Origin of the sequence: Streptomyces sp. NPDC051310, assembly GCF_044455245.1 — a bacterium.
Lineage (GTDB): Bacteria > Actinomycetota > Actinomycetes > Streptomycetales > Streptomycetaceae > Streptomyces.
The window spans coordinates 1-25,489 of record NZ_JBITEO010000025.1; the positions used below are offsets into that span (position 1 = coordinate 1).

Below are 25,489 nucleotides of genomic sequence, written 5' to 3' on the forward strand. Positions count from 1 at the left end.
GTCAACCGCTACACCCTCGACGAGGAGGAGCCCTACGAGCCCCTGCGCGTCGACCCGGCGATCGAGGCCCAGCAGGCCGAGCGCCTCGCCAAGCTCCGGGCGTGGCGGGACGTCACACGCGTGGAGGAAGCACTCATCCGGCTGAAGAAGGCCGCCGAAGGAACGGACAACGTCCTCTACCCGATGAAGGACGCACTCGCCGCGTGCGCCACGGTCGGCGAGGTGTGCGGCGCGCTGCGCGAGGTCTGGGGCACGTACACCCCCACCGATGCGTTCTGAGCCTGCTGTGAGAAAGGGTGACGCAACGATGCACGACCAGATCAGGATCGTGGTGGCCAAACCGGGCCTCGACGGTCACGACCGCGGGGCCAAGGTCATCGCCCGGGCCCTGCGGGACGCCGGGATGGAGGTCATCTACACCGGCCTGCACCAGACGCCGGAGCAGATCGTGAACACCGCGATCCAGGAGGACGCCGGGTTCGTCGGCCTGTCCATCCTGTCCGGGGCGCACATGACGCTCTTCCCCAAGGTGATCGAACTGCTGAGGGACCGCGACGCCGCGGACATCGAGGTGTTCGGCGGCGGCATCATCCCGGACGCGGACATCGCCCCGCTGAAGACCCTCGGGGTGGCGGAGATCTTCACCCCCGGCACGCCCACGGAGAAGGTCGTGGAGTGGGTCCGCCGCCGGGTGGCCGACAGGGTCTGACCCCTCCGGTTCCCGCACGCGGGGCGGGCGGCGGCGGGCGGACCCCGGTGCCGCCCGTCGCTCATGTGCCGTCGTCCGGGAGCAGATCGGCCCGGATGCGCGGCATGGGCGCGCACGTCACCCGGTAACGGCCGTTCGGCACGTGCGCGGATCCCGTGATGTGCACGGTGAGCGGTCCCGCCCACTCGTACCCCTTCTGTTCACCGTGCCGGGCCAGTGAGTCCGTCAGCTCCTGGCCCACCGACTCGCCGCTCCGGTCCACCTCGGCGTGGACGTCGTCGGCCAGTTCGACGACGTAGACGTTCGGCACCACGACACGGCTGTGACTGCACACGACCGCGTGGTCGTCGCACTCCCGGCGCAGGGCGTCCAGCACCTCCACCGGTTCCCTGCCGAAGACCTTGGCGATCAGCGACTGCTCGAATTGCTCGATCGCGCGTTCCCACCGCTTCAGCTCTCCCATGGAGAGCGCGTGCCCGTCCCCCCGGACTTCACGCGTTCCGGACGCGGGTCGGCGGGTGCGCAGCCCCGGCGCCCGGCGGCAACCCCACGCGGCGTGTTCCGCTGAGATGTCTCAACTACCGTTCCCCGTCTGACAAATGTCATGGGATTTGATGTGCACGATCGGTCCTCAGGAGGAGGTCCGGGGTGTTGCGGGGCGGTGAGGATGGTCCGGGCGCACACACCGGTGCGCGCCGTCGACCGTGCAGGAAGTGCTCATGGACCTCACCCCTCGTCCCGCCCGCCCGGCGCACCGCCGCGGGCTCCGTCTCACGGCGCTGGCATCCGGCGCCGTGCTGCTGTCGCTCACCGCGGGCGCGCTCCCGGCGCACGCGGTGCCGGTGGCGCCCGTCAAGCCGGCCGCCGCGGAGTTCGCCGCCGGTCAGGGCCTGGACCGCAAGGCACTGCGGGAGTCGCTCGACGCGATACGGCAGGCCGGGATGTACGGCACGTACTCGGCCGTCCGTGACGGCTCGTCGCGGTGGCGCGGTGCCGCGGGCGTCGCCGACGTGGACACCGGGCGTCCGGTGCGCCCGCAGTCGGAGCACCGGGTCGGCAGCATCACCAAGACGTTCACCGCTGTCGCCGTGCTCCAGCAGGTCGCCGCGGGCCGCATCGAGCTCGACGCGCCGATCGGCCGGTACCTGCCGGACCTGGTGCCGGGCGAGCGCGGCCGCACCATCACGGTCCGGATGCTGCTCAACCACACGAGCGGCCTCGGCGATCACGTCCTGGGCGCCTTCCCCGGTCTGCTGGAGGACCCCGGCAAGGCCCTCGACGCCAGGCGTTTCCACCGCTTCGCCCCCGAGGAGCTGGTGCGCCTCGGGCTGGAGGCGCCCGCCGCGGCTCCGCGCGGCACCTACGCGTACTCCAACACCAACTACGTGCTCGCCGGGCTTCTGCTGCGGGAGGTCACGGGCCAGCAGCCGGAGCGGTACATCACCCGCAACGTCATCCGCAAGGCCGGGCTGCGGCACACGTACTTCCCGCGGACGGCCTTCCTGACCGGGCCGCACGCGAAGATGTACGAGTCGATGTACGGCCTGATAGCGCCCGCGCGCGACTACAGCGTCTACGACATGTCGTGGTGCGGTCCGGCCGGGTCGCTGGTGTCGACGGTCGACGACCTGAACTCCTTCTACCGGCAACTGCTGAGCGGCCGACTGCTCCGTCCCGCCGAACTGGCCGCCATGAAGACCACCGTCCCCACGTACGAGGCACCGGCGGGTGAGGAGGTCGCCATGCGCTACGGCCTCGGCCTCTACACGCTGAAGATGCCCGACGGCCGGTGGTACTGGGGCCACGACGGGGGCGTCTTCGGTGCCGGCACCTGGGCGCTGTCCACGGAGGACGGACGGCGGCAGGTCGCGATCGGCTACACCCTCATGAAGTACCAGCGCTTCGACGAGCAGGGGAAGCTCGAACCCCACCCGATCGACGAGGCGATGCTGCGCCATGTGACCCTGGCTCTCGGCGGTTCCGAGGCCGGCGCCCGGGCCCGGTCCTCCGCACCGGCGCACGTGATGCCGCAGCCGTTCGCCGCGCCCGACAGCCTGCGCCGCCCGGCGGCCGTGCCGTCGCCGCGGCAGGGCTGACCTTCCGCCGCCCCGACGGAGCGCGTTCGCGCCAGTGGCCCCCCGTGACGGGCACTGGCGCGAACGGCGCACGGCGTGTCAGGAGGTGCAGACCGGCACCCCGTCCAGCCATGCGGGCCCCTGGATGTAGATGTTGGTGACCCATGCCTTGTAGTCGGGGAGGTAGGACCAGGCGTCGTTGGTGTAGCCGTCGGCGGTGACGAGCTCCGCGTGCTTCTGGCACCCGACGCGGATCGTCGTCGGCTGCGGGAAGGCGTAGACCCGTGCGGCCTTGGTGGACGGCTGCGCCTTGGTCCACACCCCCGTGCCCCAGGTCCGGAAGACGTGGCCGGTCACCGGCCCGGTGTCGACGCGGACCGCTCCGAAGTAGGTGCCGTCCATCCGGACGTCGCTGACCATGAGTTTGGTGCCCGACTGCCTGGCCTCCACCATCCTGCCCGCGCCGAGGTAGATGGCGATGTGGCGCAGGTGCTGGGAGGTGCCCCAGGCGAGCAGGTCGCCGGGGAGCAGCGGCGTCAGGCCCTGGTCGGCGGTGAAGCGCGCGGCGGCGCGGTGCGTGTAGTACTGGGCGCTGGCCACGCCGTTGAGGATGTCCGAGCCGGTCGCCTCGGCGTAGGCGTGCCGCACCAGGCCGGAGCAGTCGAAGCCGAGCCGTTCGGGGTCGTGCGCGCTGGCCGGGTCGTCCGGGTCGACCTTCCCGTACGTGGGCCCCGGTTGCGGGCCGTGGCCGCCGCCCCACGTGTACCAGACGTCCGCCGCGACCTGCGCGCAGGCGGCGGCGACGGCGCGCTCCGCGTCCGCGGACGCGCCCGGCGCGAGGACGGCGCAGATGTTCCCGGCGGCGGCCGCGCGGGCGGCACCGGTGGTGGGCGCGACGGCCACGGGCGGCGCGCTGGAGGCGGCGGCGGGCAGGGGCGCCCAGAGGGAGAAGGCCAGGACGGCGAGGAGCGTGCCGATGAGGCCGGGCCGGTGACGCATACGAGGACCCCCGTGTGACGGTGCGATGGTGGGAGCGCCGACGTGCCGTGCGGCGCCGGTCATCAGAGTGCGGGCGCGGGTACCGCGTGATCCAGGGCCGGGCGGCACCCCGGTGGAACGGGCAACGGGAAACGGCCGGGAAACCCCGTCCGAGCTGCGCGGGTCGCCGGGGCCCCGACTGGGGAGTGTCCGCAAAGCAGCGTCGTCCGCCCGCCGGGCAGACGGGACTTCGCGGAGACGACCTGGGGCATCAGGGCCGGGCGCAGGGCCGGTGCGGGGGGACGGCGAGTTGGGGCAGGAGCGATTGCCGCTCCTCGGGACCGATGCGGTCGCGCAGCCGGCACGTGTGCGCCAGCCGGGCACCGATGTCCAGGTTCCACAGCCGTACGGTGCCGTCGTTGCTGCTGCTGGCGACCGTCCGCCCGTCGCGGGCGAAGGCGATGCCCCACACCGCGTTCGTATGCCCCGTCAGGGCTGCCCACAGCCTGCGACCCGGCACGTCCCACAGCCGCACCGTACGGTCGTTTCCGCTGGTGGCCAGGGTGTGGCCGTCCGGGGAGAAGGCGATGCCGCGAGCGGAGCCGGTGTGGCCGGTCAGCGCGGTGAGGGAGCGGTGCCGCCGGGTGTCCCACAGCCGTACGGTGCCGTCGTTGCCGCTGCTGGCGAGCGTGCGCCCGTCCGGGCTGAAGGCCACCCCGCGCACCGCGCCCGTGTGCCCGGTCAGTACGGCGGTCTGGCGTCGCGCGGCGACGTCCCACAGCCGCACGGTCAGGTCGTCGCCCGCGCTCGCCAGGGTGCGGCCGTCGGGGCTGAAGACGACGTCGTTGGCGAAGTCGGTGTGGCCGGTGAGGACGGCGAGCGGCCGGCGGGCGGCGACGTCCCACAACCGGACGGTGCCGTCCGATCCCGCCGACGCCAGCAGTCGCCCGCCGGGGGCGAACGCCACCGCGTACACGTCCCCGCTGCGTCCGGTGAGGACCGCGAGCGGCCGGCGGGCGGCGACGTCCCACAACCGGACGGTGCCGTCCGATCCCGCCGACGCCAGCAGTCGCCCGCCAGGGGCGAACGCCACCGAGAAGACGGTCTCGCGGTGACCGGTGAACGCCGCCAGGACGCGGCGCCGGGCGACGTCCCACAGCCGTACGGTGTGATCGGCGTCGGCGGTGGCCAGCAGTTTCCCGTCCGGGCTGTAGTCGGCTTGCCAGATCTCGGTGAACGGGCGTGCCGTCAGGGCCGATCCGTCCAGGTCCCACAGGACGACGGACTGGTCGAACCCGGCGGTGGCCAGTACCGAGCCGCCCGCGTCGGCGGCCACCCCGAGGACGTAGTCGGTGTGTCCGGAGAGCATCGCGGTGGGCCGGCCGCTGCGTACGTCCCACAGCCGGGTGGTGCCGTCGCCGCCCGCGCTGACGACCGCGGTGCCGTCGGGTGTGTAGGTGACCGCGTTGATGTCGTCGCTGTGTCCGGTCAGGGTCGCGGCGGGCCGCGCCGCGGCCGGGTCCCACAGCCGTACCGTACGGTCCATGCCACCGCTGCAGACCGTGCGGCCGTCCGGCGCGAACGCCACCCCCAGCACTTCGTCGGTATGTCCCCGCAGCACGGCCAGCGGGCGGGCTCGGACGGTGTCCCACACGCGTACGGTGTGGTCCGCGCCGGCGGACACCAGGGTCAGTCCGTCGGACGCGTAGGCGAGGGCGTTGACCTTGCCGGTGTGGCCGCGGAGGGTCGCCAGGGCGCGGTGGCGGCCGGTGGTCCGCCACAGCGCGACCGTCCCGTCCGCCCCGGCGGTGGCCAGCGAACGCCCCCGCGGGTCGAAGGCGACGGCGCGGCTTCCGGCGGTGGCGGGCAGGACCGCTGTCGTACGGCGGCTGGTGATGTCCCAGAGGCGTACGGGGCTGTCGGTGGCGGTGGCGGCGAGTGTGTGCCCGTCCGGGCCGAACGCGACGGAGCGGGCCCGTCCGGGCAGGGTGAACAGCGCGGACTGCCTCCGGCCCGCGACGCTCCACAGCCGCACCGTGCCGTCGGAGCCTGCGGTGGCCAGCAGCCGCCCGCCGGGGGCGAACGCGACCGCGTTGACCGGGCCCGCGTGCCCGGTCAGGCGTGCGGAGAAGTGCTGGGCCTGCGTGCTGAGCAGGGCCCCGCGTGCCTCGGTCGTGGCAGAGGTGCGGTAGGCCGCCTCGGCGAGGAGCATCGACGCCTCGGGCTGGCCCGCGGCCAGGGACGTGGACCGCGCGGCGAGGGCCTGGGAGCGGGCCACGCGTTCCTGGGCCACGGCACCCGCGCGCTGCTGGTACGCCAGGGCTCCGGCGGTCAGGGCGAGCGCCAGCAGGACGACGAGCGTGACCAGCATCCGCTGCTGGAGCCGGACCTGACGGCGGGCCTGTTCCGTCCGCCGGTCCTCCTCCGCCCGCCCGGCCCGGAGGAACGCCTCCTCCAGTGGGCTGAGCCGGCCGTCGCTGTCGAGTTCACCGGCCCAGGCGCACACGGTGTCCAGCCGGGCCCCGCGGTAGAGGGCGGACGGGTCGCGGCCCTCGCGCTCCCAGGCGGCGGCCGCCTGGGTCAGCTGCTGGTGGAGGAGGAGTCCGTCGCGGTCGGCGCGGATCCAGCCGTGCAGCCGGGGCCAGGCGTGGAGCAGTGCCTCGTGCGCGATCTCGACGGTGTCGCTGTCCAGGGTGATGAGCCGGGCCCGTACGAAGGCGTCCAGGGCGGACGCGGCGCCCTCGGCGTCGGAGAGCCGCTCCATGAGGGCGGTGCGGCTCATGCGCCGCCGGGTCGCTCCGGTGCCGTCGGTGGCGCCGGTGCCGTCGGTGACGTGGACGAGCCGTACCAGGTTGCGGCGGATCGTCCGCTGCTCGGACGGGTAGAGGCGGGCGAACACGTTCTCGGCGGTCCGCGCGATGGCGCCGTGGATGCCGCCGGTGTGCTCGTACCCGGCGACGGTCAGGGTGGAGCCCTCGCGCCGCTCCCAGGTGACCATCAGCGCGTGGGAGACCAGGGGCAGCGCTCCGGACGGGGTGTGGTCGGGCGGGGCGGCGGGGCCGGCGGCCGCGGGGTCGTCGCGCAGTCCCGCGTCGCGGAGGATCAGTTGGACGAGTCCTGGTTCGAGCGTGAGACCGGCGCGCTCGGCGGGGCGTGTGATGGACTCGCGGAGCTCCGCCACGGACATCGGGGGCAGGTAGAACAGCCCGTCGGTGAAGACGGGCGCCAGTTCGGGGAGTTCCAGGCAGCGCCCGGAGAAGTCGGCCCGTACGCCCAGTACGACGACGGCGGCGTCGTGGCCGGCGGCCCCGGGTTCCCCGGGCCGGGCCGTGGCGAGCGTGCGCAGCACGCGGACGAAAGCGCGTCGCTCGTCCTCGTCGGAGCAGAGGGTGAAGAGTTCCTCGAACTGGTCGACGAGCAGGACCGGGCGGACGGGCGGGGGCCGGCGGCCGTCGGGCCCGGGCGGCGCGGTGTCGTCGACCAGGCGGTGAACCGCGTCGAGGAGGGTCGCCGGCCGGCGCCGCAGTTCATGGGCGGTGATGCCGGGGTCGCTGCCGAGGGCCTTGGCGGTGCGGTCGAGGAGTTCCTGGAGCGGATGGGCGGTGGGCGTGCACCTGATGACGGGCCACCGGTCGGCGCCCGGCATGGGGAAGCCCCCGTCACGGCGGAGTGCCGGTACGAGGCCTGCGTTGAGGAGGGAGGACTTCCCGGCGCCGGAGGGGGCGACCAGCATCAGCGGTCCGCTGCCGACGCGTTCGAAGACACGCTCGACCAGCGCGGCCGTGGCGCGCTCCCTGCCGAAGAACCATGCGGCCTCCTGCGGGGTGTACGCGCGCAGGCCGCGGTAGGGGCACGGTCCGTCCGGCGGTGCTCCGGCACCGGCGGGACCCGCGGGACCGGGGGCGGTTTCCGCGCCGGGCGCCGCGGGTTGCCGTACGAGCCGCAGCAGGAGGCCGTCGGCCCGCAGGACTTCGTCGCAGCGGCCCGCGACGTCGACGGTCGCGCGCTTGGAGCCGGTCTCGATCTTGCTCAGGTAGCCCTTGCTGTAGTGGGTCCGGCGGGCCAGGTCGGCCAGCGACATGCCGCGCCGGGCGCGCAGGCGCCGCAGTTGTGCGGGGAAGGACATCGCTGCCGGATCGGGTGCGTCGTCATGGTGACCGGTGTCCGGTCCGCGGTCCGGGTTCCCCACGGCATCCCCCCATGGCCATGTGCGCCCTGGCAACGAGACGGCAGGTGGCCAGGTTACGGCGAGGATGGGACGGTCCGTGGGCGTTCCGTCCGGTGTGGCGAGAACAGGAACGTCCGGAGCGGCGGCTCGCTGCTCCGGACGTTCCCGTTGCGGGAGGAGATGGTCGGTGTGGGGCCGTGACGGAGGTTACGGCCGGTTCAGGCGGATGGAGTTGATGGGCGTGAGGTCGGCGTACACGCCGGTCTTGGCGGCGATGGGCGCTCCGCAGCCTCCGCCGTTGTAGCCGGTGCAGAGGTTGGCGGTCGCGCCGCCCGTCTGGTTGTTGAGCACCCAGTGGTTGCCGACCTGGTTGCTCAGGTTGTGCGCCCCGTAGCGGTAGAGGACGTGGGTCGGCCGGACGGCGGGGTTCTGGTTCTGCGGGTAGATGCAGACCGCTCCCTCGGGGCATCCGGCCCAGTCGGCGGCCGGCCTGGCGTCGGCCGAGGCGGTGAACACCATGACGGCGGCGGCCGCGGTGGCGAGTGCGGCGGCGCTGCGGATCATCTTGCGCATGTCGTTTCCCCCTTGCAGGTGGTGCCTTGCTGGGTCGTGCCTTTCAGGTGGTGCCTTGCTGGGTCGTGCCGTCGAGGCCGTGCCGCGGGGGCCGTGCCGTCGTTCCCGGCGACTTCAGGTTGCCTCCGCCGCGCACCGGGGTCGACGGGTTTCCCGTTGCCCGTCGGCCGGGCGGCCGGGAAACACCCGGTGACCAGCGAGCCCACGGAGCGGAGGTCAACGGCCGGAGGAGGAGGTGGGCCCGAGGGACGGCCGTCCGGGGGCGGACCGGGTGCCGTTCCGCCGGGGGCGGCAAATGAGTGAACTCCGCCGTCCGTGGACACGCCGGGCCGTTACGCCGGCACAGCAGCCGTGTTACGCAAAGCGGCCCGACGGTCGGGCCTGCCACAACGTAGGGACGGAAGATGACCAAGAGAATCCTGGCCGGCGTCGGTGTCGCGATGGCCATGCTCGGCGTGTCGGCTCCGGCGGCCGCGGCCGTCGGCGACCGCGGTGTCGACACCCAGAACGGCAACCACTCCCTGCAGTCGTACGGCAACACGGTGACCGGCGGTCAGATGAGCGGGCAGTTCGGGCTGGTACAGGGTTCGCTCAACAAGCTCTGCCTCGGTGTGCCGGTCGAGGGCGACGTCCAGAACATCCTCCTGGTCAACATCGGTGTCCAGGACCTGGTGAACGACTCGCAGAACCAGCAGTGCGCGGAGAACTCCACCGCCGTCAAGGGCGACAGCGCGCTGTCGCACATCCTGGAGGACGTGATCTCCGAGAACGCGTCCGTCGCCACCGACTAGGGTCTCCCGTTCGGATCAGGCTGGGTCGGGGAGTGGCGGACGCCACGAGGCCGGCACATACGGACGGGAGCACGGCATCCCCGCGCGGCCGGGCGCCCACCCGTTTCGGGGCGCCCGGCCGCGGCGTGCGGCATACGGGTGAATGCGGCGCGCCGCCGTCCCGCCGGGGGCATGAGGTCAAGGGGGGTCCGGTCGCTCGACGGGAGGACGCCATGGCCCTGCACCACTCCGGCGACGACGTGCGCGCCGCCGACCGCGACCTGGAACTGAATCCGCTCTTCAGCAGGGAACCGGTCACGATGCCGCGCGACGCCCTGCCGGACACGGCGACGGACCCCGCCGTCGCCTACCAGCTCGTGCACGACGAGCTGATGCTGGACGGCAACGCGCGGCTGAACCTGGCGACCTTCGTCAGCACGTGGGCCGAACCCCAGGCGCTGCGCCTGATGGCCGAGTGCGCCGACAAGAACATGATCGACAAGGATGAGTACCCGCAGACCGCCGAGCTGGAGATGCGCTGCGTGCGCATGCTCGCCCGGCTCTGGAACGCCGGCGACCCGCACCGGGCACCCGGCTGCTCGACCACCGGGTCGAGCGAGGCGGCGATGCTGGCGGGGCTGGCGCTCAAGCGGCGCTGGCAGCGGCGGCGGCGGGCGGCCGGGCAGGACACGGGGCGGCCCAACCTGGTCATGGGGATCAACGTCCAGGTGTGCTGGGAGAAGTTCGCGAACTACTTCGAGGTCGAGCCCCGGTACGTGCCGATGGAGGGCGACCGCCACCACCTCACCCCGGACACGGCGGCGGCGCGGTGCGACGAGAACACCATCGGGGTGGTGGCCGTGCTCGGGTCGACGTTCGACGGCAGCTACGAGCCGGTCGCGGAGATCGCCGCCGCGCTCGACGCCCTGCAGGAACGCACCGGCCTGGACGTTCCGGTCCATGTCGACGGGGCGTCCGGGGCCATGATCGCGCCGTTCGTCGACCCCGGCCTGGAGTGGGACTTCCGCGTACCGAGGGTGGCGTCGATCAATACCTCCGGGCACAAGTACGGCCTGGTGATGCCGGGCGTGGGGTGGGCCTTGTGGCGGGATGCCGACGCGCTCCCCGACGACCTGGTCTTCCACGTCAACTACCTGGGCGGCGACATGCCGACGTTCGCGCTGAACTTCTCCCGGCCCGGTGCCCAGGTGGTCGCGCAGTACTACAACTTCCTGCGGCTGGGGTTCGACGGCTACCGCAGGGTGCAGCAGACCTGCCGCGACGTCGCGACGCGGCTGGCGCGGCGGATCGGCGAACCGGGGCCCTTCGAGCTCCTCACCGACGGCAGCCAGACGCCGGTGTTCGCGTTCCGGCTGCGCGAGGGTGTCGGCGCGTACAACGTCTTCGACGTGTCCGCAGGCCTGCGCGAGCGCGGCTGGCTGGTGCCCGCGTACACCTTCCCGGCCCACCGCACCGATCTCGACGTGCTGCGCATCGTGGTCCGCAACGGCTTCGGGCACGACCTGGCCGATCTGCTGCTGGACGACCTGGGGCGGGTGGTGCGGCGGCTGGAACGGCAGGGCGGGCCGCAGCGGAGCGCCGAGGATTCCGGCGGCTTCGCCCACGGAGCCGAGACGAAGAACCCGCAGCATCCCGGGCGGCAGTGAGATGTGCCGGCTCTTCGGGATGAGCAGCGCGCCGCACCGCACCCGCGCCACGTTCTGGCTGCTCGACGCGCCGGACAGCCTCCGGGACCAGTCCCGCCGCGACCCCGACGGCGCGGGCATCGGGTACTTCGACGAGGACGGCACCCCCCGGGTCGACAAGGCGCCCCTGGCCGCCTACCAGGACCTGGCCTTCGCGCAGGAGGCGAAGCGGATCGACTCGGCCACCTTCGTCGCCCACGTGCGGTACGCCTCCACCGGCAGTCTCGTACCGCGCAACACCCACCCCTTCCGCATGGACGGGCGGCTCTTCGCCCACAACGGGGTCATCGAGGGCCTGGACGCGCTCGATGCCCGGCTCGGGGACGAGCGGGCGGCGGTGGCGGGCGACACGGATTCCGAACGGTTCTTCGCGCTGGTCACCCGGGAGATCCGCGCCCGTGGCGGCGACGTGGGTGCCGGTCTGGAGCACGCGGCGCGGTGGATCGCCGGCCATCTGCCCCTGTACGCGCTGAACCTCGTCCTGGTCACCCGGGACGAGCTGTGGGCGCTGCGCTATCCCGGCACCCACCGCCTGTACGTCCTGGAGCGGCCGGCCGGCGGCCACCACGGCGACCGGCACCTGGACCACAGCGGCACCGGGGGCCGGATGCGGGTGCACTCCGGGGACCTCACGTCCGTCCCGGCGGTGGTGGTGGCCAGCGAGCGGATGGACGACAACCCGCACTGGCGGCTCATGGAACCCGGTGAGCTGCTGCGCGTGGCGCCCGGCGTGCGCACGATCAGCCGGATCGCCCTGCCGGACCCCCCGGCACACCAGCTGCGCACGTCGGACCTGCGCCCGGAGGCCGCGGCCTCGCAGAGCGCCGACACGCTCTAGGAACCGGCGCCGGGGGTGTCCTTCTTCTTCCGTACGGACTCCTGAGCGGCCGGGCTCGGGGTCAGGCTGTCTGCCGCCTCACCGTCGTCCGCGTCGTCCACGTCCTCGTCGAGGCGGAGCTCCGCCTCCTCGAATTCGTGCAGGACCTCGTCCTTGGCCGTCCGGGGCTGGTGCTTCGGCTGGTTCATGCGTTCCGTGTTCCTCGCGGGAGGCCGTTCTAACCGGTCACCACGCCGAGGCGGTGCAGCTCGACCCCGGTCAGCCGGCCGCCGGTCACGAGCGCGGTCATGTACGTGCGGTACGGCTGGCGGCGCCGGTCGGTGGGTGAGCCGGGGTTCAGCAGCCGCAGCCCGCCGGGCGCCGTGCTGTCCCACGGGATGTGGCTGTGTCCGAACACCAGGACGTCGAGGCCGGGGAACCGCTGCTCGCAGCGGCGCTCGCGGCCCTGCGCGGGACCGGAGTCGTGGACGACCCCGAGCCGCAGCCCGCCGAGGACGGCGCGGGCGACCTCGGGCAGACGGGCGCGCAGGTCGGGGCCGTCGTTGTTGCCGTGCACCGCGACGAGCAGCCGGGCACGGGACTCCAGCAGGTCGAGGGTCGCGGTGTCGACCCAGTCGCCGGCGTGCACGACCGCATCGGCCCGCTCCACGGCGTCCAGCAGCTCGGCGGGCAGGCTCCTGGCGCGCTTGGGCACATGGGTGTCGGAGGTGAGGACCAGCCGGACCTCGTCGCTCATCGCCGGTGGTGATGGTGGTGGTGGAGGACCGCGCCGATGCGCGCCCGCCACGAGCCGGGCAGCGGGTGCGCCCTCCAGCCGCGGTCCCACTCGGCCCGGCAGGGCTCCCGGTCCGGGTCGGCGCCGGCGGGCCCGGCCGCGTCCCGGGAGGCGAGCGCGGTCAGTACGGCGGTGAGTGCGGCCAGCTCGATGGCATTGGGGCGGCCGTGGACGATACGCAGGTGGTGCGGCATTCACTCATGCTGCGCCTCGGGAGCCGCTCCGGGCATGTCGTGCTCGGCCACACGGGTGAGGCGTGCGCACGCCAGACGGTCGCTGTAGTTGCGCACCTGGCGAGCTCGGCTCTCCATTCGCCTCCGCGACCCGGCACCATCCGGGTCGCGGAGGCGGCGTCGGCACTCGCCACAGGCGTTCCCAGGCCGTGCCCGGCCGCACGACCGCCCGTCCGGGAGCGGCCGTCCACCGGTGGCGCGGGGGCGTCCGGTCACCGCTTCGGCGCAACGGGGGCGGGAAATCCTCGACGCGCGCCTCGGCTTCGGGTCCGTGATTCTTTGAGCAAACGCGACGAAAGGGCTTACGTCATGGCCACGTTGTGCAGACCCGCAGTGGCGGTCCCGGAGCATGTCATCACGATGCAGCAGACGCTCGATCTGGCGCGGTCCATTCACGCGGACCACCCGCAGCTGGCTCTGGCGCTGCGGCTGATGGAGAACACCGGCGTACGGAAAAGGCATCTCCTGCGGCCGATCGAGGAAACACTCAAGCACCCCGGTTTCGAGGCCCGTAACGCGGTCTACGAAGCGGAGTCCAAGGCGCGTGTGCCGGCGGTCATCCGCCAAGCGCTCGACGACGCGGAACTCCGTGCCCAGGACATCGATGTGATCATCTATGTGTCCTGCACCGGTTTCATGATGCCGTCATTGACCGCCTGGCTGATCAACACGATGGGCTTCCGCACGGACACGCGGCAGATCCCCATCGCCCAGCTGGGATGCGCCGCCGGCGGTGCGGCCATCAACCGCGCGCACGATTTCTGCACCGCCTACCCGGAGGCCAACGCGCTCATCGTGGCCTGCGAATTCTGTTCCCTGTGCTACCAGCCCACCGACCTGGAGGTCGGCAACCTGCTGTCCAACGGGCTGTTCGGGGACGGTCTGGCCGCCGCGGTCATGCGCGGCCGGGGCGGCACCGGCATCTCGCTGGAGCGCAACGGTTCGTACCTGGTCCCGCAGACCGAGGAGTGGATCGCCTACGACATCAAGGACACCGGGTTCCACTTCAAGCTCGACAAGCGGGTGCCCGGCACGATGGAACCGCTGGCGCCCGCGCTGAAGGAGCTGGCGGGGCAGCACGGCTGGGACGCTTCCGACCTGGACTTCTACATCATCCACGCCGGCGGTCCAAGGATTCTCGACGACCTCAGCAAGTTCCTGGGCGTACCACCGGAGGCGTTCCGCTTCAGCCGGGCCACGCTCACCGAGTACGGCAACATCGCCAGCGCCGTCGTCCTGGACGCGCTGCGCCGGCTGTTCGACGAAGGCAGCGCCGAGCACGAGGCGCGCGGCCTGCTCGCCGGGTTCGGCCCCGGTATCACCGCCGAGATGTCCCTCGGTCGCTGGACCATCTCCGACCGCTCCTGACCGCGTCTTCGCAGAGGAATCGCACCGTGCTGGATGAGACGACCACGGCCCCCCTTCCCCCCGTGCGCGAATGGCCCGCGCTCGATCTGTTCGGGGTGGACTTCGACCCGGTGCTCGCCGAGCTGATGAGGGAGGGGCCGGTCACCCGGATCAAGCTGCCCAACGGTGAGGGCTGGGCCTGGCTGGTGACGCGTTACGACGATGTGCGGATGGTGACCAACGATCCGCGCTTCAGCCGCAAGCTGGTCGTCCAGCACGACGTCACCCGGCTGGCCCCGCACTTCATCCCCGTCGACGGGGCGGTCGGCTTCGAGGACCCGCCCGACCACACGCGGCTGCGGCGCGCGGTGGCACCGGCGTTCACCACGCGCGGTGTGGAGCGGGTGCGGCAGCGGGCCCGGGAAAGCCTCGACGAGCTGGTCGAGGAGCTGCTGCAGGACGGGCCGCCGGCCGATTTCACCGAGCGGTTGCTCGGCCCGTTCCCGCTGGCCGTGGTCTGCGAGCTCATGGGTGTCGCCGAGGCCGACCGGCCGCGGATGCACGAGTGGACCTCGCTGATCCTGTCCTCGGCACAGGGCGCGGAGCGCAGCCAGCAGGCCAAGGAGGAGATGTGCGCCTACTTCACGGAGGTGCTGCGCGAGCGGCCGTCCGGCGGGGAGGACGTCATCGGCCTGCTGGCGGCGGCGATCGAGAACGGTGAGATCACCGCGTCGGAGGCGGTCGGGCTGGCGCTGCTGATCCAGATCGGCGGCGAGGCGGTCACCAACAACGTCGGCAACATGCTCTTCCTCCTGCTGACGCACCCGGAGCACCTCGCCCGGATGCGGGAGGAGCCGGAGATCCGTCCGCGCGCCATCGACGAGTTGCTGCGCTACATCCCGCACCGCAGCGCGGTGGGCCTGTCGCGGATCGCGCTGGAGGACGTGACGGTCGCCGGAGTGCGCATCCGGGCCGGCGATCCGGTCTACGTGTCGTACCTGGCGGCGAACCGCGATCCGGAGGTGTTCGCCGACCCCGAGTCGCTGGACTTCGACCGGAGCCCCAACCCGCATGTGGCGTTCGGCTACGGACCGCACTACTGCGTCGGCGCGATGCTGGCGCGACTGGAGTCGGAGCTGCTCGTGGACGCCATGGTGGACCGGTTCCCCGGGCTGCGGTTCGCCGTTCCGGTGGAGGAGCTCCGGTTCCGCCGCGGCGCGCTGATCCGCGGGCCCGAGTCCCTTCCGGTGACCTGGTGACCGCGCATCTGGGGGCGCCGCTGTCCCTGTTGGAGAGCGCACCCGACGGGCTGCTCGTCCCACCTGGGCACGGCCGTACCCTGCGTACGCCGGCCCAGCAGGTGACGTTCAAGGTGACGGGTGAGCATTCACGGGTGGCGTCGAGTTTCGAGGTCGTGGTCTCCCCCGGCTTCGACGTCGGGGCGCACGTGCACACGCGCAGCGAAGAGCTGTTCTACGTGCTGGAGGGTGAGTTGGACGTCCTGGCGTTCGAGCCGCGGGTGCGGACGCGGGACGACTGGCGGAACTGGGAGTCGTCGTCGGGGAAGCGGGTGGTGCGGGCGACGCCGGGCACGGTGATCGTGGTGCCGCCGGGCTGTCCGCACGCGTTCGCCAACCGGACGGACACACCGGCGAAGATGTTCTTCCAGGCGTCGCCGCCCCCGGACCACGAGCGCTACTTCGACGAGCTGCTGGAGATCCTGGACCAGGGCGGGCCGGTGGACCACGCCGCGATCGCGGCGCTGCGGGCGCGGTACGACATCGAGCAGCTCACGCCGCTGCGGCACGACGCGCACGCGGAGGCGTGAGCGCGTCGTGCCGCGTGCGGCCCGTCCGGCCGCTCAGGCGGTGGCGGGGAAGCGTTCCCAGACGCGGTGGCCGCCGAGCAGTTCGACGATGCGGGCGAGGGTGGCCGTACCGTCGTCGGCGGTCACCACTCCGGGGGCGCCGGACGGCACGCCAGCCGCTTCGAGGGCGTTCACGGCGCCGTTCCAGCCGCCGATGGCCTTGGCGTGGCGGAACGCCTCGGAGAGCATGAGCAGCACGCGGGGGTCGCTGGTGGCCCCGGCCTGTACGGCGTCCCCGGCCTTGGCGTCGCGGGCGCCGTAGGCGTCGTCGCCGTGGCCGGGCGCTCCGGCCAGGACGAGGGCGTCGAACTCGACCGAGCGGGCGGTGGCGAAGGTCCGCTGCACGGCGATCGGCTCGTCGCCGTCCGCGTCGAGCGTGCCGCCGGAGGGGGCGACGACGAGGGGCACCATGCCCGCGTCGAGAGCCGCCCGGCGCACCGCCCGCACCCCGTCCAGGTCGGCGTTCTCGTCGGCGACGATGCCGATGACCCGGCCGGCCGGGGGCCAGGTCCGCCCGATCTGGGAGAGGGCGGGGCTCGGCTCGACCGGTGCGAGGGGCTCGGTGGGCTCGGGCGCCGGCAGGCCGAGACCGGCAGCCACCCGAGCGCACAGCTCGGGGTCGATGTTCGCGAGCACCTTCAGCGCCCGTTCCTTGACGGCCTGTTCGTAGCACTTGCCGAGTTCGAAAGTGTAGGCACCGATGATGTGCTCGCGCTCGGTCGGCGTCATGCTGAGCCAGAAGCGGCGGGGCTGGCTGAAGTGGTCGGAGAAGGAGGCGGGTGCCGCACGGACTTTTTCGGCGGCCGGGACCGGGACGGGCACCTCGATGTACGCGCCGTTGTCCGCGCCCGCGAGGAACGGGCAGCCGCCGTCGAGCGAGTTGGGGCGGTAGGGCGCCACACCGGTGTGGACGGCCGTCTGGTGCAGGCCGTCGCGCAGCATGTCGTTGACCGGGGCGTGCGGGCGGTTGATGGGGATCTGGGCGAAGTTGGGGCCGCCGAGGCGGGTGATCTGGGTGTCGAGGTACGAGAAGAGCCGCCCTGCCAGCAGCGGGTCGTCGGTGATGTCGATGCCGGGGACGAGGTGCCCGGGGTGGAAGGCGATCTGCTCGGTCTCCGCGAAGTAGTTCGAGGGGTTGGCGTTGAGGGTGAGCAGCCCGATCGGCTGCACGGGGGCCAGTTCCTCGGGGACGATGTTCGTCGGGTCGAGCAGGTCGATGCCCTCGAAGGTCTGCTCCGGGGTGTCGGGGAAGGTCTGGATGCCCAGCTCCCACTGCGGGTACGCGCCGGCCTCGATGGCGTCGGCGAGGTCCCGGCGGTGGAAGTCGGGGTCCACTCCGTTGATCATCTGGGCTTCCTCCCACACCAGGGAGTGCACGCCGAGCTTCGGCTTCCAGTGGAATTTGGCGAGGGTGGTCGCGCCTTCGTCGTTGACCAGGCGGAAGGTGTGCACCCCGAAGCCCTCCATCATCCGGTAGGAGCGGGGGATGCCGCGGTCCGACATGTTCCACAGGGTGTGGTGCGTGGCCTCGGTGTGGAGGGTGACGAAGTCCCAGAAGGTGTCGTGGGCGCTCTGGGCCTGGGGGATCTCCCGGTCGGGATGCGGCTTCCCGGCGTGGACGACGTCGGGGAACTTGATGGCGTCCTGGATGAAGAAGACCGGGATGTTGTTGCCGACCAGGTCGAAGACGCCTTCGTCGGTGTAGAACTTCGTCGCGAAGCCCCGGGTGTCACGCACCGTGTCGCTCGAGCCGCGGGAGCCGAGGACGGTGGAGAAGCGGACGAACACCGGGGTCTCGACGTCCTTGCCGAGGAAGGCCGCCTTGCTGACCTTGGCGGCCGTCCCGTACCCCTGGAAGATCCCGTGCGCGCCGGCGCCGCGGGCGTGGACGACCCGCTCCGGGATGCGCTCGTGATCGAAGTGCATGATCTTTTCGCGCAGGTGGTGGTCCTGCAGCAGGACGGGGCCGCGGGGCCCGGCCTTGAGGGAGTGGTCCGTGTCGTGCAGGCGGTTGCCCTGCGCCGTGGTGAGGTACGGCCCGGCCTGCGCGGCCCGTGACCGGTCGGCTCCGGTCGGGCGGCCGGTGGGACCGAAGGTGTCGGGGCCGCTCTGGTCGGGCTTGGGCGGGAGCGGTCCGCGTACGGTGGCCGGCTCGTCCGCCTGCGCCGGTTCGGGCGCCGGGCGGCCGGGCGGTTCGGCCGCGGGCCCCTTGTCACCGCGAACCGCCTCGGTCACCTTGTGGGCGACCGCCTTGAGCGGGTGGGGGTCCTGGTTCCGGTTCGCCATCGTTCCTCCGTGCTCGGGTCGGCAACTCCACAGCCATGACCGTCGCCGGGGTGGCCGTAACGGATCCGCGGAACGGATCCGTCCTTCGGCACACCCGCGCGGGCATGGTCACGGCTCCGCAGGTACCCCGGGTCACAGGGCGGAAGCAGGACTTTCGTCACGAGTCGAGGACCGGGCGCCCTGCGGCCTGGCTGCCGGCGGGCAGGGCCCTTCACGGGGAGCCCTGAAGGAGGAGCCCGGAGGAGAGGTCCGCCTGAGGCCCGGGTGAGGACCGGGGGTCGTGCCGTCACAGAGCCATGGAGGCCCACACCGTCTTGCCCCGCGGGGGCGTCGGGGCCCAGGACCACGTGTCGCACAGGGCGTCGACCAGGAGCAGCCCCCTGCCGCCGGTCGCCAGGTCATCGGCCTCCCGCGGACACGGCGGGGCGGAGCTGGGGTCGGAGACGGCGCAGACCAGGTGGGTGGCGTGGCGGAACAGGCCGAGCCACACGGGGAATTCGCCGTGGTCGTCCCCGTCCCGCTCCGCTGCGGGCGGCTGCACTGCGTGCCGTACCGCATTGGTGACGAGTTCGCTGACGACGACCTGCGCGTCCCCGCTGACGGTCCGCAGTGCCCACCGGTCGAGTGTGTGGGCGACGAACCGGCGCGCCTGGCCGACGTTGCGCGGCGCGCCGTCGAAGCCGCAGGCCGCGAAGCCTCCGGGGGGCAGGAGGCCGATGTCGTCCGGGCTCATGCCCGGGGGCTCGCTGGGCAACGGCGCACCGGCTCCGGCGACATGGCCCGGCGGGCTCATCGGCCCGGCGTACGTGCTCGTCGAGTCCGGCATGTGAATCGTCACGGTGAAGTCTCCCTGCGAGCTTCGGGGTTCGAACGCTGCGGCAGCCGGTGCGGGACGAGTATCGTCGAGGTCGGCACGCGAGTGCAATTGCATCTGGGATTGCACTGTCCGATTCTGATGGGCACATACGAGCGATTCGAAAGAGGTTTGTGGGGGTGGAGTTGTTCAACGGCATGCGTTCGAGCTCCCTGGCATCGGCTGTGTGGATCAAGAGCAGTCACAGCAACGCCACGGGGAACTGCGTGGAGATGGCGGCGTTGCCGGACGGGCGGGTAGCCGTGCGCAACAGCCGGGACCCGGAAGGGCCGGCTCTGGTCTATACGAGGGAGGAGATAGCGGCGTTCGTGGCGGGGGCCCGGGACGGCGACTTCGACGCGCTTGTCGGCTGAAAGCCACCAGTGGCGGCTCCCGGCTCTGGCCCGGGCGCGGGTCGGATGGGTAGGGTCAGTCCATTCACCAGTCCGCAGGAGCGAGTGATGGCCGCAGCCGAACCGAGTCCGTCCTTGTTCGTCCGGCCCCTGGGAGCCGTCGAGAACAACCCGACCGCACTCAAGATCATCCTCGGCGGCAAACTCCGCGAACTACGCCTGCGCGCCGGACTCGAACCCGCCGACGTCGACGCCAAACTCGGCTTCTCCCGCTCCAAGACCAGCCGCATCGAACTCGGCCGCCACGGCTGCAAACCCTCCGACGCCACCGCACTGCTCCACCTCTACGGCGCCGACGACCCCCTCCAGACCGACGAATTCCTCCGCCTCCTCGAACAATCCCGCCGCCCCGACTGGTGGCGCTCCTACAGCGACGCCCTCTCCGACTTCTTCGCACCCCTCGTCGCCCTCGAAGGCGCCGCCGCCACCATCCGCACCTACGAACCCTTCTACGTACCCGGCCTCCTCCAAACCCCCGACTACACCCGCGCCGTCGTACGCTCCGGACCCGGCCCCCTCCTCGACCACGACATCCAACGCCGCGTCGCCCTCCGCCAGGAACGACAACGCCAACTCGACCAACCCGACGCACCACGCCTCTGGGCCATCATCGACGAATCCGTCCTCATGCGCACCGTCGGCGGACCCGCCACCATGCGCGCCCAGCTCCACCACCTCATCGACCTCACCCAACGCCCCCGCATCACCCTCCAGATCGCACCCCTCGACATCACCGCATCCGTCGGCGTCGGCACCGGCCTGACCTACCTCCGCTTCGCCCTCGAAGACCTCAAGGACGCCATCTACATCGAACACCTCACCGACAGCACCTTCAGCCAGAAACCCCAGATCGTCGAGCAATACCGCGACATGCTCGACCGCCTCGGCGCCTGCGCCCTCACCCCCCGCCAAACCCTCGACACCCTGCACAAACGACTCTCCACCCTCTGACACCCCCCCCGGCCCCCCGAGGCTTGTGAAGTCGTTCCGGCTCGCGCGGGGTACGGCGCGGCCCCGGACAGCCGTCCGTGGGGACGGGCCGCCCGGGGCCGCGGGGTCGTGTGCCGTGCCGGCGCGCTACGGGAGCCGGCCCACGCCGCCCCACTCCAGCCATTCGTCGGACGGCTGCACCGGTGCGAGGTCGGTGTCGGGCCGCCAGGTCGACACCTCCACCAGGCCGGGTTCGAGGACCTCCAGCCCGTCGAAGTACGCGCTGACCTCGTGCTCCTCCCGCACACGCCCCCAGCGGCCGCCGGTGCTCTCGGCCATGAAGTCGGTGACGAAGGAGCGGATCTCGGGGCGGTCGCTGACGAGCTGGCAGATGACGAGGAAGCTGCCCGGTACGAGACGGGAGGCCACGCGCCGGATCAGGGCCGCGGGGCCGTCCTCGTCCGGGATGCAGTGCATCACCGATACGAACAGGGCGGCCACAGGTCGGCTGAAATCGATCAGCCGCCGCGTCTCGTCGTGACCGAAGATCCCGTCGGTGTCCCGCATGTCGGCCTGGATGACCGCGGTGCGGTCGTTCTCCTCCAGCAGGGCCCGGCCGTGCGCGAGGACGATCGGGTCGTTGTCGACGTAGACGACCCGCGACTCCGGGTCCACGGCCTGGGCGACCTGGTGGACGTTGTCCTGGGTGGGCAGTCCGGATCCGTGGTCGATGAACTGGCGGATGCCGTACTCGGTCGCCAGCACCCGGACCACCCGGCGCAGGAACCGCCGGTTGTTGACGGCCAGCACCTTGGTGCTCGGCACCTGCTTCAGCAGTTCCTCGCACGCGTCGCGGTCCGACTGGTAGTTGTCCTCACCCCCCAGGAAGTAGTCGTACATACGTGCCACGCTGGGCACCTTCGTGTCGATGGCGTCGGGGCGCCACGACTCCTGTCGCATCCAGGCCTCACCCGGTCGGGGAACAGCAGCGTTCGTAGGACGGACATGTTAGGAACCGGGAGGGTGCAAGCACGGCCGATGCCCGACCTGAGTGAAATGATGGGGTCACTTTCGGACAGTCCGTCGCCCGTCCGCGGCGAGGACGACCGTCGGGGTACGGCGTGCGGGACGCCAGGTGGCGACCAGTGCGGCCGCGAGGAGCAGTTCGGCGATGTCGCCGCCGTAGTACATGAGTTCCGCCCCGCCGCGGATCTGCTCCAGCGGGGCCCGGACGCGCAGGTGGAGCCCCGCGTACATCATCTGCGCCACGGTGGCGTGCGCCGCGATCGCGAGGCCGAGGACGACCAGCCGCGCGGGGACCCCCGGCCGGGCCGGCCCGGGGTCCGGTCCGGCGACCGACCAGGCGAACAGCGCGCCCGAGAGCAGGAAGTGCGCGTGCAGGACGTGGTGCCACGGGCCGTGGCCGGCCGTGGCGCCGTACAGGGGCGTGAAGTACAGCGCCACGAGCGAACCCGTGCTCAGGAGCAGGGCGGTGACCGGGTGGGCGCACACGTGCACGGACCTGCTGCGCAGCGCGCGGGACAGGCGCCGGGCGTGCCGCACGGGCAGGGTGCGCAGGAGCAGGGTGACAGGGGCGCCCAGAACGAGCGCGAGGGGGGCGTACATGCCGATCAGCAGGTGCTGGAGCATGTGGCCCCGGAAGTCCTCGTGCGCGAAGGACGCCACCGGCGGCAGCAGCGCCAGGCCGAGCAGGCCGAGACCGCACAGGAACGAGCCGGTGCGCGCCCGGCTCCAGCCCGCCGCCGGGTTGTGGTGGCGGGCGAGCGCCGTGCCCAGGACGTACAGCGCGCCCACGGCGAGCAGCACGGTCGCCGGCAGCAGGACACCGAGGAGCTGCCCCGCTCCGTGGCCGGGCCCTGCGGGGTGGCCGGTCATGCGGCGGCGGGGCCGCCGGGCGCGGGCCGGGAGCCGTCACCGGGGCCGTCCTCGTGGTCCAGGGGGCGTCCCCGGCGCTGGAGGAGCCACCCGGCCAGTACCAGCAGCGCGCCCAGGAGCAGGAAGCCGAGGTCCCACCAGGTCTGGTGGGGGCCGGAGCGGACGTGGTGGATGCCGAGGACATGGTGGTCCAGCACCCCTTCGACCAGGTTGAACAGGCCCCAGCCGACGAGCACCCAGCCCCACAGGACCGCGGAGGTCCACACGCGCCGCCGATGGCGCGTCACCCGGGAGTACAGAAGGGCCAGGCCCGTGAGGACGGCGAGCCAGCAGACGGTGTGGAAGATCCCGTCCCACACCGTGTTCATCTCCAGGCCGTCGACGGTGGTGGGCGGGTAGTACTTCACCCCGATCCGGTCGTCGTCGGTGCTGGTCAGCATGTGGTGCCACTGCAGGAGCTGGTGCAGCAGGATCCCGTCGACGAACCCGCCCAGTCCTACGCCGAGGACGAGGCCCGGGAGCCGCAGGCTCCCCGTGCCGGTGCCGCGCGCGGGGGCGCCGCCGGTGGTGGTGGCCATCGGGCCGACTCCTTCTCTGCCGGTTCTCTTCCGGGGGTGGACGTCGGGCGTGTGCCCGCGGCGGCCGCTGCCAGTCATCCACACGCCCGCCGGCTCCACCACCCGGCGTGATCCGAACGGCTCCCGGCCGGTCACGCGTCCGCCGGGGGCTCCTCCAGGACGGTCAGCAGCTCCTGTGCCGAGACCACTTCGAGGGACAGGGTGCGGTAGCCCACCGAGTCGAACAGGACGGTGATCCGGTCCGGGTCCTTGCTGAGCACCGTGCCGTCGCCCCGCGGAACGCCGCGCCCCCGCCCGGCCGGCGTCACCGGTTCGGCGCAGGGGCGTGCGAGGACGGCCCGGCGGGTGCGGAGGGTCCCGTCCCGCCGCCCGCGCGCTCCGGCCCGGGCGGGCGCCTGCGGGCATGCAGTGCCAGTCACGTGCCTGCGGTGGTCACAGGCCGGTGCGGGCGGTGCCTCACGTGCCGCGGTGGTCACCGGGCGGCGCGCGGCGGTACGGTCACCTGCCTGCGGTCACAGGTCGCCGGTCTGCACGAGCCGGTTGGGGGAGCCCTTGCTGACCTGGAGCACCCCCTTCACGGACTGCTCGGCCAGCCGGACGGCGACCTGCTCCGGTGTGGCGCTCGGGGTCCTGGCCTTGTGGAGGACGGCCACGCCCGCCACGTGGGGGCTGGCCATGGAGGTGCCGTTGAGGGCGACGCTGCCGCCGCCGAGCCGCGCGGAGACGATCTGCTGACCGGGTGCGTAGATCCACAGGCAGGGGCCGAAGTTGGAGAAGCCGGTCTCCTGGTCGAGGTGCTGGGTGGCGCCGACGGTCACCACCCGGGCGGCGCTGGCGGGCGACACGGTGCAGGCGTCGACGGCGTCGTTGCCCGCCGCGACCACCGGGAGGACCCCCCGGTCGGACAGTGCGGTGGCCGCGCTGTTGACGGCCTCGGAACGCGGGCCCCCGATGGAGGCGTTGAGCACGGCGGGCTGGCGGGCGTGCTGGGCGACCCAGTCCAGTCCGGCGATGACGCCGGCGCTGGAGCCGTTGCCCTCGCAGTCGAGGACGCGGACGCTGACCAGGCCGGCCCTGCGTGCCACGCCGTACGTGGCGCCGGCGACCGTCCCGGCGACGTGGGTGCCGTGACCGTTGCAGTCCTGGCCGTTGCGGCCGTCTCCGATCGCGTCGAAGCCCGCGGATACGCGGCCGGAGAACTCCGGGTGCCGGTAGTCGATGCCGGTGTCGAGGATGAACGCCCCCACGCCCGAGCCGGTGGTGGCGACGTCGAACGTGTTGTCGAGCGGCAGGTAGGGCTGGTCGATCCGGTCCAGGCCCCAGCTGGTGGCGGGCGCGCGCAGCCCCTCGTCGGGCACCGGGGTCGCGGTGACCACGGCGTCCTCCTCCACCGACACCACCTCGGGCAGCGCCCGTACGGCCGCGAGCTGGTCCGGGGTGAGCCGGGCGGCGAAGCCCCGGAACGCGAGCGAGTAGGAGTACAGCGGGGTGACGCCCACCTGTTGGGTGACGGTGGCCGCCGCCGTCTGCGCGTCCAGGGCGACGATGTACTGGCCCGCGATGGCCTGTGGCTGGGTCTTCAGCGGCGCGGGGGTGGCGCGGGCCGGCGGCTCGGGAGTGGGTTCGGCCGCGGCGGCCGGAGCTGCCACCAGGGGCAGCAACAGGAGGAGGGCGGCGGACAGACGGCGTGCGGACGGCTTCATCCGGGGTCTCCGTTCGATGGGGCGGCAGTCCCGCGGCGCCGGCCGGATGCAGTACGCACCTGCCGAGGCCTACCGGGGGACATGCCTCACGCCTGGAATCTGGGCAGGCGGACGGCACGCCATGTCGCCGTGACAGGCGCACGCCATAAATGTGATGAATCGAGATGGAGAGGAGGTCGCCGAATCAGGTCAGGGCGCTGCGCCGATCGCGGCAGCGCCGCCCGCATGGGCGCGGGGACGCGATATGGGCACGGGCGCCGGGTGCGCCGCCGGCACGGGCACGGTTACCGGCACGGGCGCCGATCACTGCAGCACCACCCGCATGGGCGCGGGCCGCGGGTGCGGCGCGCGGTGTGCCGTTACGGGGCGTCCTCGAGGTAGCCGCACAGCCAGGACAGCGCGTCGCGCGCACCCTCGGTGTAGGCGCGGTCCGATTCCGGCAGCATGGGGTCCTCCAACCGGACCACGGCCGCGTCCACCTCGGCGGTGAGGAGGCCCATTTCGGGCACGCCGTCCGCCCCCACTCCGGTGACGGGCGAACGGGAGGAGGCGCCCATGGCCCATTCGTACGCCGCGGAGGCGCCGGCGGCGAACCGGGGCGGGTTTCCCGGGGAGCCGGACCGCACCGCCGCCTCGACATCGCCGTAACTGCGTACCCCGACCATTCGCACTGGCCTCTCCCTGCTTCCGCTGCCGGTCTGTGGCTCTTCACACGTACCCCACCACCGGCCGCCGATGACCGCGCGCCGGACCCGAGTTGAAGAACGATCGTTCTTGACTGCTCGTTCTTT

26 protein-coding genes are annotated in these 25,489 nt (G+C 72.5%); 11 read left to right on the forward strand and 15 right to left on the reverse strand.

The window, feature by feature from the left end:
• The coding region (locus tag ACIA79_RS28330; RefSeq protein ID WP_399431198.1) for a methylmalonyl-CoA mutase family protein at nt 1-279 on the forward strand (279 nt) is incomplete at its 5' end.
• Between the two features lie 28 nt (nt 280-307).
• A complete protein-coding gene (locus tag ACIA79_RS28335) occupies nt 308-709 on the forward strand; it encodes a cobalamin B12-binding domain-containing protein (protein ID WP_399431199.1) in 402 nt (133 codons plus the stop codon).
• A 61-nt stretch (nt 710-770) separates the two neighbouring features.
• Here the strand turns inward: ACIA79_RS28335 and ACIA79_RS28340 are convergent, their stop codons facing one another.
• Entirely contained in the window at nt 771-1,172 is a 402-nt protein-coding gene (locus tag ACIA79_RS28340; RefSeq protein WP_399431200.1) for a DUF3662 domain-containing protein, read from the reverse strand.
• A 256-nt stretch (nt 1,173-1,428) separates the two neighbouring features.
• Between ACIA79_RS28340 and ACIA79_RS28345 the strand changes: the two genes are divergently transcribed.
• A complete protein-coding gene (locus ACIA79_RS28345; protein ID WP_399431201.1) occupies nt 1,429-2,805 on the forward strand; it encodes a serine hydrolase domain-containing protein in 1,377 nt (458 codons plus the stop codon).
• A 78-nt stretch (nt 2,806-2,883) separates the two neighbouring features.
• Here the strand turns inward: ACIA79_RS28345 and ACIA79_RS28350 are convergent, their stop codons facing one another.
• The 3 genes from ACIA79_RS28350 to ACIA79_RS28360 form a co-directional block, all read right to left on the reverse strand.
• Nucleotides 2,884-3,783 carry an NlpC/P60 family protein gene (locus tag ACIA79_RS28350; RefSeq protein ID WP_399431202.1) on the reverse strand — a complete coding sequence of 300 codons (900 nt, stop codon included), beginning with the start codon at nt 3,781-3,783 and terminating at the stop codon, nt 2,884-2,886.
• A gap of 250 nt (nt 3,784-4,033) precedes the next feature.
• A complete protein-coding gene (locus ACIA79_RS28355) occupies nt 4,034-7,951 on the reverse strand; it encodes a helix-turn-helix domain-containing protein (protein ID WP_399431203.1) in 3,918 nt (1,305 codons plus the stop codon).
• Nucleotides 7,952-8,137: 186 nt separating this feature from the next.
• Nucleotides 8,138-8,503 (reverse strand): hypothetical protein, encoded by a 366-nt coding sequence (locus tag ACIA79_RS28360; protein WP_399431204.1) that lies wholly within the window; start codon nt 8,501-8,503, stop codon nt 8,138-8,140.
• Nucleotides 8,504-8,907: 404 nt separating this feature from the next.
• Between ACIA79_RS28360 and ACIA79_RS28365 the strand changes: the two genes are divergently transcribed.
• The 3 genes from ACIA79_RS28365 (at nt 8,908) to ACIA79_RS28375 (ending at nt 11,817) form a co-directional block, all read left to right on the forward strand.
• Complete coding sequence (locus ACIA79_RS28365) at nt 8,908-9,294, forward strand: rodlin (RefSeq protein ID WP_399431205.1); 387 nt, start codon at nt 8,908-8,910, stop codon at nt 9,292-9,294.
• 212 nt (nt 9,295-9,506) lie between these two features.
• Nucleotides 9,507-10,940, forward strand: coding sequence for a glutamate decarboxylase (locus ACIA79_RS28370; RefSeq protein ID WP_399431206.1), 1,434 nt, complete (start codon nt 9,507-9,509; stop codon nt 10,938-10,940).
• 1 nt (nt 10,941) lies between these two features.
• Nucleotides 10,942-11,817 (forward strand): class II glutamine amidotransferase, encoded by an 876-nt coding sequence (locus ACIA79_RS28375; protein ID WP_399431208.1) that lies wholly within the window; start codon nt 10,942-10,944, stop codon nt 11,815-11,817.
• Here ACIA79_RS28375 and ACIA79_RS28380 read toward each other — a convergent pair.
• From ACIA79_RS28380 to ACIA79_RS28390, 3 genes are read right to left on the reverse strand one after another with little or no spacing between them, the layout of a single operon-like run.
• On the reverse strand, nt 11,814-12,005 hold the full coding sequence (locus ACIA79_RS28380; protein ID WP_399431209.1) for a hypothetical protein: 192 nt from the start codon (nt 12,003-12,005) through the stop codon (nt 11,814-11,816). The genes ACIA79_RS28375 and ACIA79_RS28380 overlap by 4 nt on opposite strands.
• 29 nt (nt 12,006-12,034) lie before the next feature.
• A complete protein-coding gene (locus ACIA79_RS28385; RefSeq protein WP_399431210.1) occupies nt 12,035-12,553 on the reverse strand; it encodes a metallophosphoesterase family protein in 519 nt (172 codons plus the stop codon).
• Nucleotides 12,550-12,786, reverse strand: a complete 237-nt coding sequence (locus tag ACIA79_RS28390; protein WP_399431211.1) for an acyl-CoA carboxylase subunit epsilon — start codon at nt 12,784-12,786, stop codon at nt 12,550-12,552. The genes ACIA79_RS28385 and ACIA79_RS28390 overlap by 4 nt, the downstream gene beginning before the upstream one ends.
• A gap of 318 nt (nt 12,787-13,104) precedes the next feature.
• Between ACIA79_RS28390 and ACIA79_RS28395 the strand changes: the two genes are divergently transcribed.
• From ACIA79_RS28395 to ACIA79_RS28405, 3 genes are read left to right on the forward strand one after another with little or no spacing between them, the layout of a single operon-like run.
• A complete protein-coding gene (locus tag ACIA79_RS28395) occupies nt 13,105-14,193 on the forward strand; it encodes a type III polyketide synthase (RefSeq protein WP_399431212.1) in 1,089 nt (362 codons plus the stop codon).
• A gap of 26 nt (nt 14,194-14,219) precedes the next feature.
• Entirely contained in the window at nt 14,220-15,431 is a 1,212-nt protein-coding gene (locus ACIA79_RS28400; RefSeq protein ID WP_399431213.1) for a cytochrome P450, read from the forward strand.
• Nucleotides 15,428-16,000 carry a cupin domain-containing protein gene (locus tag ACIA79_RS28405; RefSeq protein WP_399431214.1) on the forward strand — a complete coding sequence of 191 codons (573 nt, stop codon included), beginning with the start codon at nt 15,428-15,430 and terminating at the stop codon, nt 15,998-16,000. The genes ACIA79_RS28400 and ACIA79_RS28405 overlap by 4 nt, the downstream gene beginning before the upstream one ends.
• 33 nt (nt 16,001-16,033) lie before the next feature.
• Here the strand turns inward: ACIA79_RS28405 and ACIA79_RS28410 are convergent, their stop codons facing one another.
• Nucleotides 16,034-18,325, reverse strand: a complete 2,292-nt coding sequence (locus ACIA79_RS28410) for a catalase (RefSeq protein WP_399431215.1) — start codon at nt 18,323-18,325, stop codon at nt 16,034-16,036.
• A 286-nt stretch (nt 18,326-18,611) separates the two neighbouring features.
• On the reverse strand, nt 18,612-19,163 hold the full coding sequence (locus ACIA79_RS28415) for an ATP-binding protein (RefSeq protein ID WP_399431216.1): 552 nt from the start codon (nt 19,161-19,163) through the stop codon (nt 18,612-18,614).
• Nucleotides 19,164-19,336: 173 nt separating this feature from the next.
• On the opposite strand from ACIA79_RS28415, the gene ACIA79_RS28420 reads away from it, so the two are divergent.
• Nucleotides 19,337-19,552 carry a DUF397 domain-containing protein gene (locus ACIA79_RS28420; protein ID WP_391816963.1) on the forward strand — a complete coding sequence of 72 codons (216 nt, stop codon included), beginning with the start codon at nt 19,337-19,339 and terminating at the stop codon, nt 19,550-19,552.
• An 87-nt stretch (nt 19,553-19,639) separates the two neighbouring features.
• The gene (locus tag ACIA79_RS28425) at nt 19,640-20,542 is read left to right on the forward strand and encodes a helix-turn-helix domain-containing protein (protein ID WP_399431217.1); all 903 of its coding nucleotides are present in this window, start codon (nt 19,640-19,642) and stop codon (nt 20,540-20,542) included.
• Between the two features lie 126 nt (nt 20,543-20,668).
• Here the strand turns inward: ACIA79_RS28425 and ACIA79_RS28430 are convergent, their stop codons facing one another.
• From ACIA79_RS28430 to ACIA79_RS28455, 6 genes are all read right to left on the reverse strand, one after another.
• Nucleotides 20,669-21,481 (reverse strand): SAM-dependent methyltransferase, encoded by an 813-nt coding sequence (locus tag ACIA79_RS28430; protein ID WP_399431218.1) that lies wholly within the window; start codon nt 21,479-21,481, stop codon nt 20,669-20,671.
• Nucleotides 21,482-21,586: 105 nt separating this feature from the next.
• Nucleotides 21,587-22,417 carry a cytochrome c oxidase assembly protein gene (locus ACIA79_RS28435; RefSeq protein ID WP_399431219.1) on the reverse strand — a complete coding sequence of 277 codons (831 nt, stop codon included), beginning with the start codon at nt 22,415-22,417 and terminating at the stop codon, nt 21,587-21,589.
• On the reverse strand, nt 22,414-22,995 hold the full coding sequence (locus ACIA79_RS28440; RefSeq protein ID WP_399431220.1) for a DUF2243 domain-containing protein: 582 nt from the start codon (nt 22,993-22,995) through the stop codon (nt 22,414-22,416). Before ACIA79_RS28440 ends, ACIA79_RS28435 begins: the two co-directional genes overlap by 4 nt.
• A 131-nt stretch (nt 22,996-23,126) precedes the next feature.
• A complete protein-coding gene (locus ACIA79_RS28445; RefSeq protein ID WP_399431221.1) occupies nt 23,127-23,414 on the reverse strand; it encodes a hypothetical protein in 288 nt (95 codons plus the stop codon).
• Between the two features lie 93 nt (nt 23,415-23,507).
• The gene (locus tag ACIA79_RS28450; protein ID WP_399431222.1) at nt 23,508-24,698 is read right to left on the reverse strand and encodes a S8 family peptidase; all 1,191 of its coding nucleotides are present in this window, start codon (nt 24,696-24,698) and stop codon (nt 23,508-23,510) included.
• Between the two features lie 359 nt (nt 24,699-25,057).
• Nucleotides 25,058-25,369, reverse strand: a complete 312-nt coding sequence (locus tag ACIA79_RS28455) for a hypothetical protein (RefSeq protein ID WP_399431223.1) — start codon at nt 25,367-25,369, stop codon at nt 25,058-25,060.
• Nucleotides 25,370-25,489: the final 120 nt, after the last annotated feature.